Raw genomic sequence first — 16,982 nt, 5'->3', positions numbered from 1 at the left:
AGGCTTCAGGGGCTACTTCTCGACGGTGAAGCCCTGCTCCGTGCCGTACTTGACGGACGCGTCCTGCCACTCCTTCAGGCCCTGGGCCAGCTTCGTGCCGGAGATGTAGGCCTTGCCGACGGTGTCGTTGAAGATCGAGTTGGCGTACACCTGGTACGGCAGGTATTTCCAGTCGGCGGGCACGTTCTTCGCGGACTCGGCGAAGACCTTGTTGGCCTTCTGGCCGCCGAAGTACGGGAATTCGGTGTTCTGGAACGCCTCGGAGTTCAGGTCCTTCGTGGTCGCGGGGAACGCGCCGTTCTCGATGCGGGTCTGCACGCCCGCACCGGAGTTGGCGTACTCGACGAAGGCGTAGGCGAGTTCCCTGTTCTTGCCGAGCTCGGGCAGCGCGAGCGAGCTCCCGCCGTTCTCCGAGCTGTTCTTCGCCCCCTTGGTCCACTGCGGCAGCGGGGCCGCGCGCCAGTCACCGGCGGCGCCCTTCACACCGGAGGCGAAGTTGGCGGGCATCCACGCGCCGCTGGGCAGCGTGGCGATGGTGCCGTCGCCGAGGCCCTTGTACCATTCGTCGCTCCATCCGGCGATCGGTGAGACGAGCTTCTCGTCGATGAGCTTCTGCCAGGTCTCGGTGTACTTCTTCGCGCCCGCGTCGGTGAAGTCGATGCCGACCTTGGTGCCGTCGACCTTGTACGGGTGCGAACCGGCCTGCCACAGAAGGCTGGTGGTCAGGCCCGCCTCGCCGAGGTCGCTGGTGATGTACGCCTTCGGGTCCGCCTTGTGCAGCTTGCGGGCCGCCTCGACGTACTCGTCCCACGTCGTCGGCACGGCGATCTTGTACTTGTCGAAGACCTTCTTGTTGTAGAAGAGCGCCATCGGGCCCGAGTCCATGGGCAGGCCGTAGATGCCGTCACCGGCCTGCACCGAGTTCCACGGGCCGGGAGAGTAGGAGTCGGCGAGCTTCTCGGCTCCGTACGGCTTGAGGTCGGCGACCGACTTCGTCAGCGCGTACTGGCTGAGCGCGTAGTACTCGATCTGCGCGACGTCGGGGACGCCCTTCTTCGCCGAGATCGCGTTCTGCAGGGCCTTGTACTGGTCGTTGTTGGTGCCCGCGTTGACCAGCTTGATGTCGACCTTCGGGTGCTTCTTCTCGAAGTCGGCGGCGACCTGCTTCAGGGTGGGCTCCCAGGCCCACACGGTGACGGTGCCCCCCTTCTTCAGGGCGGCCTGGATGTCGGCCGAACCGACCTTCTTCTGACCGGAGTTGTCGTCGTCGGAGCCGCCGCAGGCGGTCGCCCCGAGGGCGAGTGCACAGACGAGACCTATGCCGCGCAGCAGGCGGCGGGGGTGCTTGGGCATGGCGATGCTTCCACTTCGTCGTGGTCCTACAGAGGGTTCTCGGAAACGGTGAAGGCTGAACTTCCGGGCTGCGCCTACTCCTTGACGCTTCCGGCGGCGAGACCGGACTGCCAGTACTTCTGAAGCAGCAGGAACGCGGCGATCAGCGGCACGATGGTGATCAGCGAGCCGGTGATCACCAGGTTGAACACGACCTCGCCGCCGGCCGCGTACGCCTGCTTGTTCCACGCGTCGAGTCCGACGGTCAGCGGGTACCAGTCGGGGTCCTTCAGCATGATCAGCGGCAGGAAGTAGTTGTTCCACGTCGCGACCGTGGTGAAGAGCAGAACGGTGACCGTGCCGGGCGCGAGCAGCGGCAGCGCGACCTGGAAGAAGGTGCGCACCTCGCTCGCGCCGTCGATGCGGGCGGCCTCCATCAGTTCGGTGGGGATCGCCTCGGTGGCGAACACCCACATCAGATACAGGCCGAACGGCGAGATCAGGGAGGGGATGATGACCGCCCACGGGGTGTCGGTCAGGCCGATCTTGCTGAACATGAGGAACGTCGGGACGGCGAGCGCCGTGGTCGGCACCGCGACCGCACCGATGACGACCGCGAACACGGCACGCTTGCCCGGGAAGGCGAACTTGGCGAGCGCGTACCCACCGAGGACCGCGAGGAAGGTGGCGCCGCCCGCGCCCACCACCACGTACAGCAGGGTGTTGAGGAGCCAGCGGCCGAAGACGCCGTCCTGGTACGTGAAGGTCTGGGTGATGTTGTCCCACAGCGCGAAGTCCCCGTCGAACCACAGGCCGAACGAGCCCGCCAGGCCCCGCTGTGTCTTGGTGGCACTGATCAGCAGCCACAGCAGCGGTACGAGGCTGTAGAGCACGACGACGACAGTGAGCAGGGTCAGCAGGACACTCCGCCTGGGGCGTCCCGGGGTGTGGCGGCGCGGGGCACGAAGGCGCGGGGCGGCGGACTTCGGCGGAGCCGCGGGGCGGCGGGCGGTGGTGGTGCTCAGTCCCGTCATTGGGCTCACGCTCCCTTGCGCATGCCGCGCAGCTGGACGACATAGGCGACGATCATGGTGATCACGCCCATGACGATGGCGACCGTCGCGGAGTAGTTGTGCTGCTGGCCGGAGAAGGACAGCGAGTACGTGTAGTAGTTCGGGGTGTAGTCGGTGGTGATCGCGTTCGGTGCCAGCTTCTGGAGGATGGCGGGCTCGTTGAAGAGCTGGAAGCTGCCGATGATCGAGAAGATGGTGGCGATGACGAGCGCGCCGCGGATGGCCGGCAGCTTGATCGCCGAGATGACGCGCCACTGCCCCGCGCCGTCGATCTCCGCCGCCTCGTACAGCGAGTGCGGGACGACACGCAGCGCGGCGTAGAAGATCAGCATGTTGTAGCCGACGAACTCCCAGGTCACGATGTTGCCGATGGACGCCAGGATCAGGTCGGAGGAGAGCGGGTCGGGCAGCTTCACGCCGAACGCGTCGTTGATGTCGCCGACCAGGCCGAAGCGGGTGCCGTAGATGAAGCCCCACATGAGGGAGGCGACGACGGCGGGCACCGCGTACGGCAGAAAGACGGATATCCGGAAGAAGTCCTTGCCGTAGAGGCGGCCACTGTCGAGGGCGAGCGCGATCAGCAGGGCGAGGCCCAGCATGATCGGTACCTGGATCAGGAGGAACAGTCCGACGCGCCCGACCCCGCCCCAGAACTGACTGTCCTGCAGGGCCTGTTGGTAGTTGCCGAAGCCCACGAAGGTGGTGCCGCCGATGAGCTGGGTCCTGAAGAGACTCAGATAGATCGAGTACCCGAGCGGCGCCAGGAAGACCAGCGCGAAGACGAGGACGAAGGGGCCGATGAACCCCCATCCCGTCCACGAGCGGCGCGCCCGTCGCGCCGGTGGTCCGGCCGGGCGGCGCCCTGTGGCCGCCGACGGTTGAAGCGTCGTCATCTCGTGCCCCTCGCTCGTTCATCCCTCGGGTGGTGACCCTGATGTTTGCGTAACCATTCCGACGCGCAAGGAGCCGACGGCTGTTATGGTTACGTAAACATTCGGTGGCGGCATGTCTACACCGCCCCGTTGATCACGGTCAAGAGTCCGTCTCTCGGTATGCGAACGAGACAGCTGGTGAGGGAAAACGGTGGGAGCAACGGACAGCACCCCGGCGCGAGGCAGGGCCGGTGGCCGACGCCGTACACAGAACGCGTCGATGGCGGACGTCGCTCGGGTCGCGGGTGTCTCCTCGCAGACGGTGTCCCGCGTCTCGAACGGCTTCCCCGGCGTCAACGAGGAGACGCGGCAACGGGTCCTCGCGGCGATGAAGGATCTCGGCTACCGGCCCAACAGCGCGGCCCGCGCGCTCAAGCGGGGCGACTTCCGCACGATCGGCGTGATCACATTCACACTGTCCACGACAGGCAACGTGCGCACACTGGAGGCCATCGCGACATCGGCCGCACAGGAGGGGTACTCGGTCACGCTCCTGCCGGTCGCGGTCCCCACCCAGGACGAAGTGCGCGGCGCCTTCTCCCGGTTGGGTGAGCTGGCGGTGGACGCGGTCATCGTCATCATGGAGGTCCATCTGCTCGACTCGGCGAGCCTGTCGCTGCCGCCGCACGTGAAGATCGTGGTCGCGGACTCGGACGCCGGAGACCGGTACGCGGTCGTCGACACCGACCAGGCGGGCGGCACGCGGGACGCCGTGCTGCACCTGCTCGACCTCGGGCACCGCACGGTGTGGCACCTCGCCGGACCGGAGACGTCGTACGCGGCGCAACGTCGAACGGACGCCTGGTGCAGGACACTTGAGGAGGCGGGCCGCGTGCCACCACCCCTCGTGCGCGGCGACTGGTCAGCGGAGTCGGGCTACCGCGCGGGCCTCCACCTGGCCGAACAGGCCGACTGCACCGCGGTGTTCGTCGCCAACGACCAGATGGCACTCGGTCTGCTGCGCGCCCTCCACGAGCGCGGCCGCAGGGTCCCCCAGGACGTCTCGGTCATCGGCTTCGACGACATCCCGGAGTCGGGCTCGTTCCTTCCCCCGCTGACCACGGTCCACCAGGACTTCGCCGAGGTCGGCCGCCGCTGCGTGGAGAGCGCCCTGCGCCAGGTACGGCAAGGCGAGGCGGAGCGGGGAACAACGCTGGTGCCCACGCGGCTCGTGGTGCGGGACAGCACGGCGCACGGACGCGGCTGACGATGCGCCGCTCCCCCGTCGACGAGGCCGTGTACGAGGGCCGCGAGGACGTGCTCCGCCCGCACGCGGACCTGGACGACACCGCGGACGCGGTTGCTCTGGAGGCCCGCAAGGCCGCCCAGGCCGAGACCGAACCCGCCCCCGCGGCAGAACGGCTGGTTTCCGGGAAACCGTCGGCGACGGTGACGTCCCTGCACGAGTGGCGGCTTGCTCACCTTCCTCCGGGCAACAGGCCGCTGCCCTCGGTGACCCACTATGACCAACTGCTCCGACGCCGCCGCACCAGCGGCAACCACCGTGAGGGAGAAGCACAGCGGCCACCCTGCCCCGCCAACGAGGCTTGACCGAGCAGGCCGCCGACACCGCCATCGACAGCGCCTGCTGCGGCTGCCCTCGATCCGCAACGCGTTCTCCGACATCGCCGACCGGGCGCTGAAGGACCAGATGAGCTACCGCGGATTCCTCGCCGAGCTGCTGATGGCCGAATGTGACGACCGGGCCCGCCGCCGCTCGGAACGGCGGATCAAAGCGGCTGGCTTCCCGCGGGAGAAGTCGCTGCGGGCGTTCGACTTCGACGCCAACCCGCACATCGACGCGGCGACCATCCACACCCTTGCCAGCTGCGAGTGGATCAAGAAGAGCCAGCCCCTCTGCCTGATCGGCGACTCCGGCACCGGCAAGTCCCACATGCTCATCGCCCTGGGCACCGAGGCCGCGATGAAGGGCTACCGCGTCCGCTACACGCTCGCCACGAAACTGGCGAACGAGCTGGTCGAGGCCGCCGACGAGAAGCGAGGACGCACTGATGCCAGCGGTGGCTGTAGACGCACGGCGGGCTTGTCGCATGCTGCAGCAGGTCGGCGAGCTGGCAGGTTGTGGCGTCGGCCACGCCTGCGCGTGACCAGACCGCCGTCTCGCACGAGATAGCGCTCTGTCTAGTCGTACGCGGGCCCGGTCCGTGAGGGTGTCACGGCTTGCGGGCGAGGCCGCCGTGCTCGCCGATGGGTTCCGGGGTGGGGGAAGTGGGGTCCGGGCGCCAGAGGGGGACCGAGACGACCCCGGGGTCCAAAAGTTCCAGGCCGTCGAAGAACGCCGCGATTTCATCGACCGGGCGCAGGAAGTACGGTACGGCGCCGGTCTCGTTGTACGCGTCCTGGGCCTGTTCGTAGTCGGCGTCGGTGCCCCGTGAACCATCGTTGATGGAGAGGTAGCTGCCGGACGGCAGCCCGTCCACCAGGCGGATGACGGTGTCGTGCGCCTGGTCGTAGTCAGCGACGTGGCCCAGGATGTTGCTGAGAATCAGGGCGGTGGGGCGGGTGAGGTCCAGCGTCTCGGCAGCGGCCGCCAGGATGCGATCAGGGTCGGACAGGTCGGCGTCGACGTAGGAAGTCGCCCCCTCGGGGGTGGAGGTGAGCAGGGCACGGGCGTGCGCGAGGACCAACGGGTCATGGTCGACGTAGACGACCCTGGCCTCGGGGGCGAGCCGCTGGGCGACCTCATGGGTGTTGTTCACTGTCGGCAGGCCGGTCCCGACGTCCAGGAACTGCCGGATGCCCTCCTCGGTGACCAGGTACGTGAGTGTGCGGCGCAGGAACGCACGGCTGCTGCGGGCGATGGTGACGATGCCGGGGAAGACGGCGCTGTACGCGTCGCCGGCTTTCTCGTCAACGGGGTAGTTGTCTTTCCCGCCCAGCCAGTAGTTCCAGATCCGGGCCGAGTGCGGCACCGACGTATCGATGTTCTGATGCACCGCCGGTCCGGGCGACATCGCGTGGTCGGTCATGGGTACCGTCCGTCTTTCAACCGAGGCGTGAACTGTCAACCACAACATACGTCCCAACAACCCGTACACGTACATCAGTTCGCGTTCATGTCGCTGGCTGCCGCTGATCAGCAGGCGTTCGTTGAGTACGGGGATGCCACGCCGGACCATGCGGTGCGGATCCGGCGCCGGGGGTCTACGGCCACCTCGACCCGTCCCGTCAGGGCCGCCGCGAACTACACATCGGCCTGTACCCGCTGCTGGCCGACGACACCGGCCAGCTGCTGGCGTGCACCGCCCCGCCCCCATCGCCGCCACCACGGCCCGCGCACTCGGCATGGCCCTGCTGCGGCGGGCGATCGACGCCCGCGGGCAGATGGCTCTGTCCAGCCACGACCGACTCTTCCCCGCCCAGGACTTCCTGCCCATCAAGGCCAAGGGCAGCTTCCGGTTCGGCAGCCTGATCGCACTGCCGCTGCACGGCGCCTCCCGCGCCACGGGCACGACCGTCTTCGTGGACCCCACCGTCTGGCAGCCCTACCCGGATCAGTTCGCCCACCTCGCGCGCATTGAACGTCTCACGCCGGCCGAGGTCGAGGCTCTCGTCGACAAGCTCGGCCCGGTCAAGGCCGGGCCGTCGGCGACCGCGCCCGAGCTGGGGGCCCGGCCCCGCACGAAGGCCCTGGGCAAGGCGCCGGCCACGGTGCCCGCACGGCTGGCCGCCATGCTGGCGATCTCCACCACCGGGCTGCCCCCGCAGCTCCTCGCGGCGCTCAAGCACGCTGCGTCGTTCCACAATCCGGAGTTCTACCGCAAGCAGAACCAACGCTTCTCCACCTGGAACACGCCCCGGCTCATCTGCAGCTTCGACGCCACTGACCGACCTGCCCGGACACGGCCTTCTGCAACACGTTTCAGGGCCGAGCCCCGGCGTCGAGCCCCAGGCGTCGTGCGTCCCGCTCCGGGCGGATGGCCGCGAGGGCGAAGGTGCCTGCCGTGAGCATGACAGCGCCGGCGACGAGAAAGGCCTTGGTGTAGCCGGCGGCCGGGGTGTCGGCCGTGTCGATGAGGTGGCCGGTCAGGAACGGCGCCACGAGGCCCGGCAGGGTGCCGATACCGGCGACGATGCCGAAGACAGCGCCGCGCCGGCCAGGGGGGACGACCTCCGCGGTCGTCATGTAGTGGAGGGGGACGGCGATCGCGGTGCCGCCGAAGGCCAGCGCGATCAGTACGAGCCGCGGACCGGAGGCGTCGACGAACGGGAACACCGCCATCGCGCACCCCGCCACGCACACGGCGATGCTCTGCGTCGCCCCGCTCGACCAACGGCTGCTCACGCCACGGGATTTCAGCGCGTCCACGAACGGGGAGACCGCCAGCAGCAGCACAAGACCGAAGCCGGACATGACACTGATGGCGGTCGCGGAGGCAGCCGCCGACATGTCCAGCTGCGTCCTGAAGTAGGCGGGCAGCCAGGCATGGCTGAGGGACAGCGCCCACGCCGCTCCGAAGGCGCTGGCGATGCTGCCGAACACGGTGCCGGTCAGCAGGATCTTGCGGTACTGCAGCCGTAGCCCGCTGGATCCGGTGGCCGCGTGCTTGTGGTCGTACGGGCCGTCGTGGCCGAAGCGCCACCACAACAGCGCCCAGGTGACGCTGACGACGGCGAGGACGGCGTAGGCGGAGCGCCAGCCGAAGCCGTCGATCAGCCAGGTGACCACGGGTGCCGCGATGAGCGTGCCCAGGGCCGCCCCGCCGATCTGGAGGGCCGATGGCAGAGCGCGGCGCTCCGGCGGGAACCACTTGTACAGGGCGTGCATCGACATGGAGGCCGCCGGCCCCTCGGCGGCACCGAGCAGGATGCGGCCGGCCATCAGGGTCGGGACCGAGGCCACCACAAGGACCGGGAGCTGGGCCACGGCCCACACCACGGTCATGACGAACAGCAGAACCCGGCTGGAGATCCGGGTGGAGAGGAAGCCGACGAGGAGTCCGGAGAGGCTGAAGAGGAAGTAGAAGGAGCTGGAGATCAGGCCGTAGGTACTGTTGCTGAGGTCTAGCTCCTCCATGATCGGAACGGCGGCAAGGCCGAGGACCGACTTGTCGGCGAAATTGATGACCATGAAGGCCACGATCATCGCCGTGATCAGCCAGGCTCTGCGGCGGTCGGGTGCCGGGGCGGCGATGTGCCGGGACTGCGCGGCGGCGGTACGGGGTGCCATGGAGCGACTCCTGCGGGTGCGGGTGGAGCAGGGGGTCGTACGGGTGGGCGGTCGTCCCCCGTGGCCGCGGGCCCGCCCGCCGAAGCGGGGGCCCGCGGCACCGCCCTGGGCACCAAGGGATCGGTCAGATCAGGCCCTTGGCGATAGCGTTCTTGTGGATCTCGGTGGTTCCGGTGACGATCCGGAACATCCGCAGGGTGCGGAAGATCTGTTCGACCTCGTGGCCTCGGGTGAGCCCGGCCTTGCCGTGGATCTGTACGGCCTGGTCGGCGACGCGGAAGGACGCCTCGGAGGTGAAGAGCTTGCACATGTTGGCCTCGACGGAGACGTTGTCGCCCCGGTCGGCCTTCGCGGCGGTGGTCATCACCATCGCGCGGGCGGCGTAGATCTCGGTGGCCATCTCGGCGACCTTGTGGTGGATCGCCTGATGGGCGAGGAGCGGCTGGCCGAAGACGACGCGGTTCATGGCGTACTCCACCGACAGGTCCCAGGCACGGCGGGCGGCGCCGATGAGAGACGGGCAGTGCAGCAGGCGGTTGAGGGTGATGCGGCCGATGCCGATGCGCAGGCCCTGGCCGACCTCGCCGAGGAGGTTCGCGGCGGGGATCCGGCAGTCCTCGAAGACGAGGTCGCCCTCCATCTGCTGGCCGGACATGGGGACTTCGCCATCGAGGACGCGGCATCCAGGAGTGTCCAGGTCGACGAGGAACGCGCTGTACGCCTCCTCGGTGCCGGCCATGCGGGCCACGACGATCGCGAAGTCCGCGAAGGGAGCCGCGGAGCTGAACACCTTCTTGCCGTTGAGGACGTAGGTGTCCCCGTCCGGGGTGGCGGTGGTCGTCATCCGGCGCACATCGGAGCCCGCATCCTCCTCCGTGATGGAGAAGCAGCACGCCCGCTCCCCCCGGACGACGGGCATCAGATAGCGCTCCCGCTGCTCCTCGGTGGCGTACTTCACGATCGCGCCGACACGCAGCGGACCGCCCAGGTCACCGAGCACTGAGTGGGAGAGAGCGGCACCGGAGGCGGTCAGCTCCTCTTTGAGGGCGCACAGTTCGTAGAAGCTCAGGCCCTGACCGCCGAGCTCGGGGGGCAGGCTGATGCCGTAGAAGCCGAGTTCCGCGCTGCGCTTCCAGACGCGTTCGAGGGTGGGGCGGTCGAGCGGGGACTCGGCGGTGATGCCATGCTCGCGCTCGTAGGGAATGAGCTCGTCGCGCAGATAGGAGCGCAGACGGACGACGAGATCCTGGAGGCGGGGGTTGTCGTCGTAGGAGGGTTCGAGGGTGAAAGGCATGCCAGGGGTCCTGTTCAGTTGACTCGGCGCTCGGCGCCCGCCCAGTAGCGGTCGCGGATGGCGCGGCGGTCGATCTTGCCGTTGGGGTTGTGGGGCAGGGCAGCGACGAAGTCGACCGAGCGGGGTTTCTTCATGCGGGCCAAGTGCTCGGCGCAGAAGTCGATGAGGTCGGCCTCCGAGAGGGTGGCGCCGTCGCGCGTCGCGACGACGGCCTTGACGGCCTCGCCCCACTGCTCGTCCGGGACGCCGACGACGGCGGCCTCGTAGACCTCGGGGTGCTGATGCAGTACGGACTCGACCTCGACGGCGTAGATGTTGAACCCGCCGGAGACGATCATGTCCTTCTTGCGGTCGACGATGAAGACGTAGCCGTCGGAACGGCGGCGGGCGAGGTCGCCGGTGAGGAACCAGCCGCCCCGGAAGGTCTCCGCCGTGAGTTTCGGCTCGTTGTGGTAGCCGGGGACGACATCGGGGCCGCGGACGGCGATCTCTCCGATCTCTCCGTCGGCGACGGGCTTTCCGCTGTCGTCGACGATGGCGACCTCGGCCTCGGCGAGCGGACGGCCGCAGGACAGCAGCAGCTCCTCGTCCTCGCCCTCGATCGCCCGCCGGTGGTCCTCGGTGGAGAGGAAGAGCACGCCGGAGGTGGTCTCGCCGCACCCGTACCCCTGGGAGAGAACAGGGCCGAAGAGGTCCCAGGCGGCCCTGATCCGGGCCGGTGACATCGGCGCGGCGCCGTAGATCAGCTGGCGCAGGGTGGAGAGGTCGTAATCGCGGACGTTCGGCAGCGCGAGCACGGTGTTGATCATCGTCGGCACGACGAAGGCATGGGTGGCACGCTCGCGCTGGACGGTGGCGAGGAACTCCTCGGCGTCCCAGCGGGGCAACACGATCGCGCAGCCGCCGGCGAAGTAGACACCCATCAGCGGCATGCCCGAGGCGTGGGTGACCGGCCCGGCCAGGATCTGCCGGTCGCCGGGGCCCACCCGGGTGTCGGCGCTCATCACCGACTTGCGCATCAGGGCGAGCCGGTTGCCGTAGGTCTGGACCGCCGCCTTGAGCTTGCCGGTGGAGCCCGAGGTGAAGTGCAGCACCGCGATGTCGCTCTCGTCGCACTCCGTCTCGACGGGTTCCGGCTCGATGCCCGCGAGGGTCTCGGCGTAGCCCGGACCCAGATCGTTGGGACCGTCGTAGCCGAGGACGGTCCTCACTCCTGTGCCGAGCACCGCCGCACGGGCGATGTCCAGGTGGGCGGCGTCCGTCAGCAGCACCCGTGCGTCCGACTCGGCCAGCAGGTGGGCCACCTCGGCGGTGCCGAGCCTGGCGTTGATCGGCGCTCGGGCCAGGCCGGCCTTGTAGAGGGCGACTTCCGTGACGATCAGTTCCGCACGGTTGCCGGCGAGGGTCGCCACACGGTCGCCCCGGCGTAGGCCGAATGCGCACAGCGCCGTCGCAAGCCGGTCGCTGTGGTCGTCGAGTTCCGCATACGTCAGCCGGACGGGTCCGCAGACCACCGCCTCGGCATCGGGTTGGTGGCCGGCAGTCCGGCGTACGTACCGCCCGAAGTTCATCGCACCTCCAGAGTTTCCGAACAACTTGTCCGATAGCAAGCTTGATGTGCGGCAACGTAAAGGGAGCGTTAGGGTCAGGTCAACGGTTCGGACGAGAAGGAAACGAAGTGGACATGAAGCCCGCGGGAGACCGCCGCGTCCGCAGGACGCGGGCCGCACTGCGCCAGGCGCTGGTCGAACTGGTCCTGGAGAAGGGGTTCCACGCGATCACGGTCGAGGAGATCACCGAACGCGCCGACGTCGGCCGGGCCACCTTCTACGCTCACTACCGCGACAAGGAGGACCTCCTCGTCGGCATCGTCCGCGACCTCGCCGAGGACCGGGACCGCCTCCTGCCGGCGGTCCGGCAGGCGCACGCCGAGGGCTTCACCGGACTGCCGGTGAAGTACATCTTCGAACACGCCGAGCAGGAGAAACCCGTCTACCAGGTCGTCCTTCGAGGCGAGGGCGACGGACGGGCCCTGCGCGAGTTCACCGACCTCATCCGCGCCCACGCCGAAGCGGCCTTCCGCGCACGGACCGAGCAGCTCGCGGTGACACCGAGGATCCCCCTCGACGTCGTCGCCCGGGCCTGGACCGGCGAACTCATCGGCCTGCTGACCTGGTGGGTCGAGAACGACACCGGCTACAGCGCCGCCGAGATCACCGCCCACCTGCGCGATCTCTCGGTGTACGGCCGCGTCTGGGCCACCGGACTCGCCCCGTCCGACGCCCCGGGAGCCCTCGACCTCACCCCCTGAACCGCGCCTTCCCCGCGCGCCCTGGTGGGTTCCCGCTTGACACGCCTGGTCGAGTTACCGGACAGCGTGTACGGTAACGAGCCCAGTAGGCGCACGGTCGAAATGCGGAGCGGACGCGTGGCAGGCATTCCCTCCTTGGCCGACCTCGCGGGGGCGCGTGGATACACGGATCCGGTCTGGGCCCGACGGCACACCACCTCGGGTCGAGAACGCATTCCGAGCCGCCGTGTCTGGCGAGGCTCAGGCGGCGCCGCCGTGCTGCCTGCCGCGCCGGCCTGCGCCCTCGACGGCCTCGCGTTCACGGGACCACGCGGTCGGTCCCGCACGCTCACGGAGCGCTCGCCCGAGCCGAGACCCGACGCCCTGCTGGTCATGCACCGGGGCCTCGTCGTCCACGAGCAGTACCTCCACGGGTACGAGCCCCATGTCCCGCACTTCAACGCCTCGGCCGCCAAGTCCTACCCCGGCCTCGTCGCCGCGGTCCTGGCCCACGAAGGGCAGCTCGACCGCGGCGCCCGGATCAACACGTACGCCCCCGAGCTCGCCTGCACCGCGTCCTCGCCGAGGTCCTGCGCCGTGTCACCGGCACCACCACCTCGGCCCTGCTGTCCGAGATGGTCTGGCCGTCGGCATGCATCACCGCGGACCGTCGCGGTGGGCCGGTGGGCCGGTGGGAGGGATGGCCTGTCCCTCCCCGTGAGGCGCACGGCGATGTGTGCGTCGGGCGGATTCGCGGATGACGAGGCGGGATCTCGCCACGGCGGCCGGGCCGGGGTCCAGGTCCTCTCCTTGGAGGAGGCGCTCCATCGTGCGGGCGACGGCGGCGGCAGCGGGCAGGTCGAGGTAGGTGGTGGTCAGTTGTGGGCGCAGTGCGGCGCCGAGGGGGAGGTTGTCCGAGCCGGCCACGGCGATGTCGCGGGGGACGTCGAGGCCGGCGTCCCGAAGGGCTTGGATCAGCACGAGTGCGAACTCGTCGTTGTAGGCGTAGACCGCCTCCGGTCGCCGGTCCGGATCGCGCCAGGCGGCGACGGCGGGCGCAGGACTGTCGGTACTGAGCGTGCAGTCCACGCGCTGGACAGGGACTCCCGCACCGCCGGCCACCGCCGTCATCGCGTCGAACCGCGCGTGGCCCAAAGCCGCGATGTCGCCACTGGGGACCAGACAGGCCAGGGAGCGGGAGTGGCTGCTGGTCAAGACCGATTTCCTGGTACAGGCCGCACGGAACCCCACCCTCGCCCACGTCCTGTCGGCCCACCGCGGGCGGCTCCGCCAGGTGGTGGCCGAGCGCCTTCGGCTCCAGGCCGAGCGCAATCCACTGCCCGCCGCCCTTCCCGATGCCGAATCCGCGGCCTGGGCAGCCGTGGGCGTCTATGACGGCGTGACGGTGCAGCTGCTGCTGGACGGCGACACCAGTGGGGCGCGTGCTCGGCTCGCCCGGTTGCTCACCGCGCTCCTGGCGGACCGCGCCGGAGCGGGCACGAGCGCCGACCGGTGAGCGACATGCCTGGAACCTTGCAGCTGCCGTCCACCAGGAAGAAGCCTGGTACCGAGGCCAAGCCCCACTGGCGGGGCCGGCTGCATGCCGGTGTCGTGCCGGTCGTGCTGGCCGCGGGGGCGGTCCTCACGGTCCTGGCGCCGCACGGCTGGACGACGGCGGCTGTGACGCTGTACACGGCGTGCGGGCTGATGTTGTTCACGGTCAGCGCCGTGTACCACCGCGGCACGTGGTCGGCACCCGTGCTTGAGGTGCTGCGCCGGGTCGACCACTCCAACGTGTACCTGCTCATCGCCGGCACGTACACGCCCATCGTGGGACTGGGGCTGACCGGCACCGCGCGGACCGTGCTGCTGTGGGGGATCTGGACGGGCGCCTGCGCCGGCATCGTCTTCCGCTGTGTGTGGCCCGGTGCCCCACGGGCTCTCCACACCACCCTCTACATCGCACTCGGCTGGTCTCTCGCGCCTGCCTTCGGCCAGTTGTTGCACCAGGCCGGTCCCGCGGTACTCGCGCTGACCGTGACCGGCGGAATCCTCTACACCGCGGGCGGGGTCGTCTACGCCCTCAAGCGCCCCGACCCCTCACCCGCCCGGTTCGGCTTCCACGAGGTCTTCCACGCCTGCACCATCGCCGCCTGGACCTGTCAGTACGTCGCCATCAGCCTGCTGACCCTTCGGGTGGGCTGAGTCCACACACACCTGTCGGCAGCCGTCACGCCGGCCACCCCGGTCACCCCGGTCACCCCGGTCACCCATGAGAAGGAGAACGCAGCATGAACGCTGATGTCATCGTCGTCGGAGCCGGCCTCGCCGGGCTGGTAGCGGCTCACGAACTCACCTCCAGGGGACGCAAGGTGGCCCTGGTGGACCAGGAGGGCCCGGCCGATCTCGGAGGGCAGGCGTTCTGGTCCTTCGGCGGACTTTTCCTCGTCGACTCCCCGGAACAGCGGCGTATGGGCGTCAAGGACTCCTTCGACCTGGCGTGGAACGACTGGCAGGGCAGTGCCCAGTTCGACCGGCTCGACGACGAGGATTCCTGGGCAACCCGCTGGGCACGCGCCTACGTCGAGTTCGCCGCCGGCGAGAAGCGATCCTGGCTGGCCGGCCACGGCATCGGCTTCCTCCCCACGGTCGGCTGGGCCGAACGCGGAATCCTGCGTGCCGACGGCCACGGCAACTCCGTCCCGCGCTTCCACGTCACCTGGGGCACCGGACCCGGGGTCGTCGAGCCCTTCGTACGCCATGCCAGGCAGGCCGCCACCGACGGGCTGCTCACCTTCCACCACCGCCACCGCGTCGACGAGCTGCTCGTCGAAGACGGCACCGTGAGTGGAGTCCGCGGCCACGTTCTCATCGAGGACCGGTCCCCCGGGGCGTCGCGACCAGCCGCGAGACCACAGGCGAGTTCGAACTCGGCGCGCAGGCCGTCATCGTCACCACCGGCGGGATCGGCGCCAACCACGACCTCGTACGCCGTTCCTGGCCCGACCGTCTCGGCACCCCGCCCAAGCACATGGTCACCGGCGTGCCCGCGTACGTCGACGGCCGCATGCTCGACATCGCCGCCGACGCCGGCGTACGGCTGGTCAACCGCGACCGGATGTGGCACTACACCGAAGGGGTCAGGAACTGGGACCCGATCTGGCCCGGCCACGGCATCCGCATCCTGCCTGGCCCGTCCCCGATGTGGTTCGACGCCCTCGGCCGCCGCCTTCCCGACCCCTGCCTGCCCGGATACGACACCCTCGGAACGCTCAAGCACCTGCGGACCACGCCGGACATCGCCGCGTACGACCACTCCTGGTTCGTCCTCACCCAGAAGATCATCGAGAAGGAGTTCGCCCTCTCGGGCTCCGAACAGAACCCGGACATCACCCGCAAGGACCCGCGCTGCCTTCCTCCGCACGCGACTCTTCGGCAAGGGAGCACCCGCGCCCGTCGAGGCGTTCAAGCGCCACGGCGAGGATTTCGTCGTCGCCGACACCCTCGACGAACTCGTCGACCGGATGAACGCTCTGACCGAGGAGCCGCTGCTCGACCTCGGAACCGTGCGCCGCCAGATGGAGGCCCGCGATCTGCAGATCGCCAATCCCTACAGCAAGGACTCCCAGGTCGCGCGACGATCTGCTCGAAGAGGTCGGCCGGCTGGCCCGCGAGGGCCGGTTCGACTACCTCCTGATCGAGTCCAGCGGCATCTCGGAGCCCATGCCCGTGGCCGCCGCCTTCTCCTTCCCGCGCGACGACGGCGCCACCCTCGGCGATCTCGCCCGCCTGGACACCATGGTGACCGTAGTGGATGCCGCGAACTTCCTGGCCGAGCTCGACGGCGGCGACGAGCTCGTCGCGCGCGGGCTGGACCAGTACGAGGACGACGAGCGCACCGTCAGCGATCTCCTCATGGACCAGGTCGAGTTCGCGGACGTCATCGTGCTGAACAAGCTCGACATGGTCGGCCCCGACGAGGCCGCCCACCTGCGGGCGACCCTGTCCCGGCTCAATCCCGAGGCCCGGATCGTGCCTGCCGTACGCGGCCACGTCGCCCTCGAACAGGTGCTGGCAACCGGCCTGTTCGACGTCGAACAGGCCCAGCAGGCCCCGGGCTGGGTGAAGGAGCTCAACGGCGACCACGTGCCGGAGACGGAGGAGTACGACATCTCCTCACTGGTGTTCCGCGCGGACCGGCCGTTCCACCCGCAACGGCTGTGGACCTTCGTCACCAAGGGGCTCGACAGCGGCACCTTCGGGCGGATCCTGCGCTCGAAGGGATTCTTCTGGCTCGCCGGCCGACCCCGGGTGACCGGCCTGTGGCCACAGGCGGGCGCGGTGGCCCGGTTCGAACCCTCGGGCGCCCGCGGCCCGGAGACCACGCAGGGCCAGGAGCTGGTCTTCATCAGCACCGGGCTGCGCACCGAGGCGCTCCGTGCGGCGCTCGACGCCTGCCTGCTCGCCCCGGACGAAGCCGTACCCGCCGAGGACGACTTCCCCGAGTGGGAGACGTACGGCATCGACGACGCATGCGAGCACGAGCACGCAGCGGCCTGATTCCGTCTCCGCCTTGCGAGCCTCGGCAACCGGGATCGTCGGCCTCGACGATCCCGGGCAGCGATCCGCCCTCCCGCAGGGGCGTGACGTAGCGGGTCGCCGTGACTTCGGTGAGCATCCGCCCAGGCTGTCCGGCGGACGGCGCGGCGTCCGGTCCCCGTGGGCGCCTTTCGCGCACCGGGGGCCGGACGTCCGAGGGCCGGTGTGCCGCTATGCCTCGTCGTTGACCCAGCTCATGAGCTTGCGCAGCTCGCGGCCGGTGGTCTCCAGGAGGTGGTCGCTGTCGGCCTTCTTGTACTCGTTGTACTTG

General features: G+C 69.4%; 16 protein-coding genes and 3 pseudogenes. 10 read left to right on the top strand and 9 right to left on the bottom strand.

Features of this window, described 5'->3' with window-relative positions; all coding sequences use genetic code 11:
* Positions 1-12: 12 nt before the first annotated feature.
* The 3 genes from ABZY11_RS28000 to ABZY11_RS27990 all read right to left on the bottom strand — a co-directional run bounded on the left by ABZY11_RS28000 (position 13) and on the right by ABZY11_RS27990 (position 3,298).
* Positions 13-1,353 carry a sugar ABC transporter substrate-binding protein gene (locus tag ABZY11_RS28000; protein WP_356481801.1) on the bottom strand — a complete coding sequence of 447 codons (1,341 nt, stop codon included), beginning with the start codon at positions 1,351-1,353 and terminating at the stop codon, positions 13-15.
* Between the two features lie 74 nt (positions 1,354-1,427).
* On the bottom strand, positions 1,428-2,366 hold the full coding sequence (locus tag ABZY11_RS27995) for a carbohydrate ABC transporter permease (RefSeq protein ID WP_356481800.1): 939 nt from the start codon (positions 2,364-2,366) through the stop codon (positions 1,428-1,430).
* A gap of 5 nt (positions 2,367-2,371) precedes the next feature.
* Positions 2,372-3,298, bottom strand: a complete 927-nt coding sequence (locus tag ABZY11_RS27990) for a sugar ABC transporter permease (protein WP_356481799.1) — start codon at positions 3,296-3,298, stop codon at positions 2,372-2,374.
* Between the two features lie 259 nt (positions 3,299-3,557).
* Here ABZY11_RS27990 and ABZY11_RS27985 point away from each other — a divergent pair, with 259 nt between their 5' ends.
* The 3 genes and pseudogenes from ABZY11_RS27985 to ABZY11_RS27975 all read left to right on the top strand — a co-directional run.
* Entirely contained in the window at positions 3,558-4,544 is a 987-nt protein-coding gene (locus ABZY11_RS27985) for a LacI family DNA-binding transcriptional regulator (protein WP_356481798.1), read from the top strand.
* Between the two features lie 2 nt (positions 4,545-4,546).
* Complete coding sequence (locus ABZY11_RS27980) at positions 4,547-4,888, top strand: hypothetical protein (protein WP_356481797.1); 342 nt, start codon at positions 4,547-4,549, stop codon at positions 4,886-4,888.
* Positions 4,885-5,339: pseudogene (locus tag ABZY11_RS27975) on the top strand (ATP-binding protein); the annotation flags it as partial. The gene ABZY11_RS27980 and the pseudogene ABZY11_RS27975, both read left to right, overlap by 4 nt.
* A 172-nt stretch (positions 5,340-5,511) precedes the next feature.
* Here the strand turns inward: ABZY11_RS27975 and ABZY11_RS27970 are convergent.
* Positions 5,512-6,327 carry an SAM-dependent methyltransferase gene (locus tag ABZY11_RS27970; RefSeq protein WP_356481796.1) on the bottom strand — a complete coding sequence of 272 codons (816 nt, stop codon included), beginning with the start codon at positions 6,325-6,327 and terminating at the stop codon, positions 5,512-5,514.
* Between the two features lie 268 nt (positions 6,328-6,595).
* On the opposite strand from ABZY11_RS27970, the gene ABZY11_RS27965 reads away from it, so the two are divergent.
* Positions 6,596-7,306, top strand: a complete 711-nt coding sequence (locus ABZY11_RS27965) for a hypothetical protein (protein ID WP_356481795.1) — start codon at positions 6,596-6,598, stop codon at positions 7,304-7,306.
* Here the strand turns inward: ABZY11_RS27965 and ABZY11_RS27960 are convergent.
* The 3 genes from ABZY11_RS27960 to ABZY11_RS27950 all read right to left on the bottom strand — a co-directional run bounded on the left by ABZY11_RS27960 (position 7,221) and on the right by ABZY11_RS27950 (position 11,393).
* Positions 7,221-8,528, bottom strand: coding sequence for an MFS transporter (locus ABZY11_RS27960; RefSeq protein ID WP_356481794.1), 1,308 nt, complete (start codon positions 8,526-8,528; stop codon positions 7,221-7,223). The two genes, ABZY11_RS27965 and ABZY11_RS27960, sit on opposite strands and share 86 nt — an antisense overlap.
* 124 nt (positions 8,529-8,652) lie before the next feature.
* Entirely contained in the window at positions 8,653-9,822 is a 1,170-nt protein-coding gene (locus ABZY11_RS27955) for an acyl-CoA dehydrogenase family protein (RefSeq protein ID WP_356481793.1), read from the bottom strand.
* A gap of 14 nt (positions 9,823-9,836) precedes the next feature.
* Positions 9,837-11,393 (bottom strand): long-chain fatty acid--CoA ligase, encoded by a 1,557-nt coding sequence (locus ABZY11_RS27950; RefSeq protein ID WP_356481792.1) that lies wholly within the window; start codon positions 11,391-11,393, stop codon positions 9,837-9,839.
* Positions 11,394-11,500: 107 nt separating this feature from the next.
* On the opposite strand from ABZY11_RS27950, the gene ABZY11_RS27945 reads away from it, so the two are divergent.
* The gene (locus tag ABZY11_RS27945) at positions 11,501-12,133 is read left to right on the top strand and encodes a TetR/AcrR family transcriptional regulator (protein WP_356481791.1); all 633 of its coding nucleotides are present in this window, start codon (positions 11,501-11,503) and stop codon (positions 12,131-12,133) included.
* 240 nt (positions 12,134-12,373) lie between these two features.
* On the opposite strand, the gene ABZY11_RS27940 is transcribed toward ABZY11_RS27945, so the two are convergent.
* Positions 12,374-12,559, bottom strand: a complete 186-nt coding sequence (locus tag ABZY11_RS27940) for a hypothetical protein (protein ID WP_356481790.1) — start codon at positions 12,557-12,559, stop codon at positions 12,374-12,376.
* Positions 12,560-12,769: 210 nt separating this feature from the next.
* A complete protein-coding gene (locus tag ABZY11_RS27935; protein ID WP_356481789.1) occupies positions 12,770-13,267 on the bottom strand; it encodes a substrate-binding domain-containing protein in 498 nt (165 codons plus the stop codon).
* A 7-nt stretch (positions 13,268-13,274) separates the two neighbouring features.
* Between ABZY11_RS27935 and ABZY11_RS27930 the strand changes: the two genes are divergently transcribed.
* The 5 genes and pseudogenes from ABZY11_RS27930 to ABZY11_RS27910 all read left to right on the top strand — a co-directional run.
* Positions 13,275-13,628: a TetR family transcriptional regulator C-terminal domain-containing protein gene (locus ABZY11_RS27930; protein WP_356481788.1), complete on the top strand. Its 354-nt coding sequence runs from the start codon at positions 13,275-13,277 to the stop codon at positions 13,626-13,628.
* A gap of 5 nt (positions 13,629-13,633) precedes the next feature.
* Entirely contained in the window at positions 13,634-14,317 is a 684-nt protein-coding gene (locus ABZY11_RS27925; protein WP_356481787.1) for a hemolysin III family protein, read from the top strand.
* 86 nt (positions 14,318-14,403) lie between these two features.
* Positions 14,404-14,958: pseudogene (locus ABZY11_RS27920) on the top strand (FAD-dependent oxidoreductase); the annotation flags it as partial.
* Positions 14,959-15,059: 101 nt separating this feature from the next.
* A complete protein-coding gene (locus tag ABZY11_RS27915; RefSeq protein WP_356481812.1) occupies positions 15,060-15,809 on the top strand; it encodes an FAD-binding protein in 750 nt (249 codons plus the stop codon).
* Positions 15,746-16,672: pseudogene (locus ABZY11_RS27910) on the top strand (GTP-binding protein); the annotation flags it as partial. The gene ABZY11_RS27915 and the pseudogene ABZY11_RS27910, both read left to right, overlap by 64 nt.
* Positions 16,673-16,982: the final 310 nt, after the last annotated feature.

The sequence above is a fragment of the Streptomyces sp. NPDC006510 genome (genome assembly GCF_040611955.1).
Taxonomy (GTDB): domain Bacteria; phylum Actinomycetota; class Actinomycetes; order Streptomycetales; family Streptomycetaceae; genus Streptomyces.
This window is presented reverse-complemented; position numbering and strand designations above follow the sequence as displayed.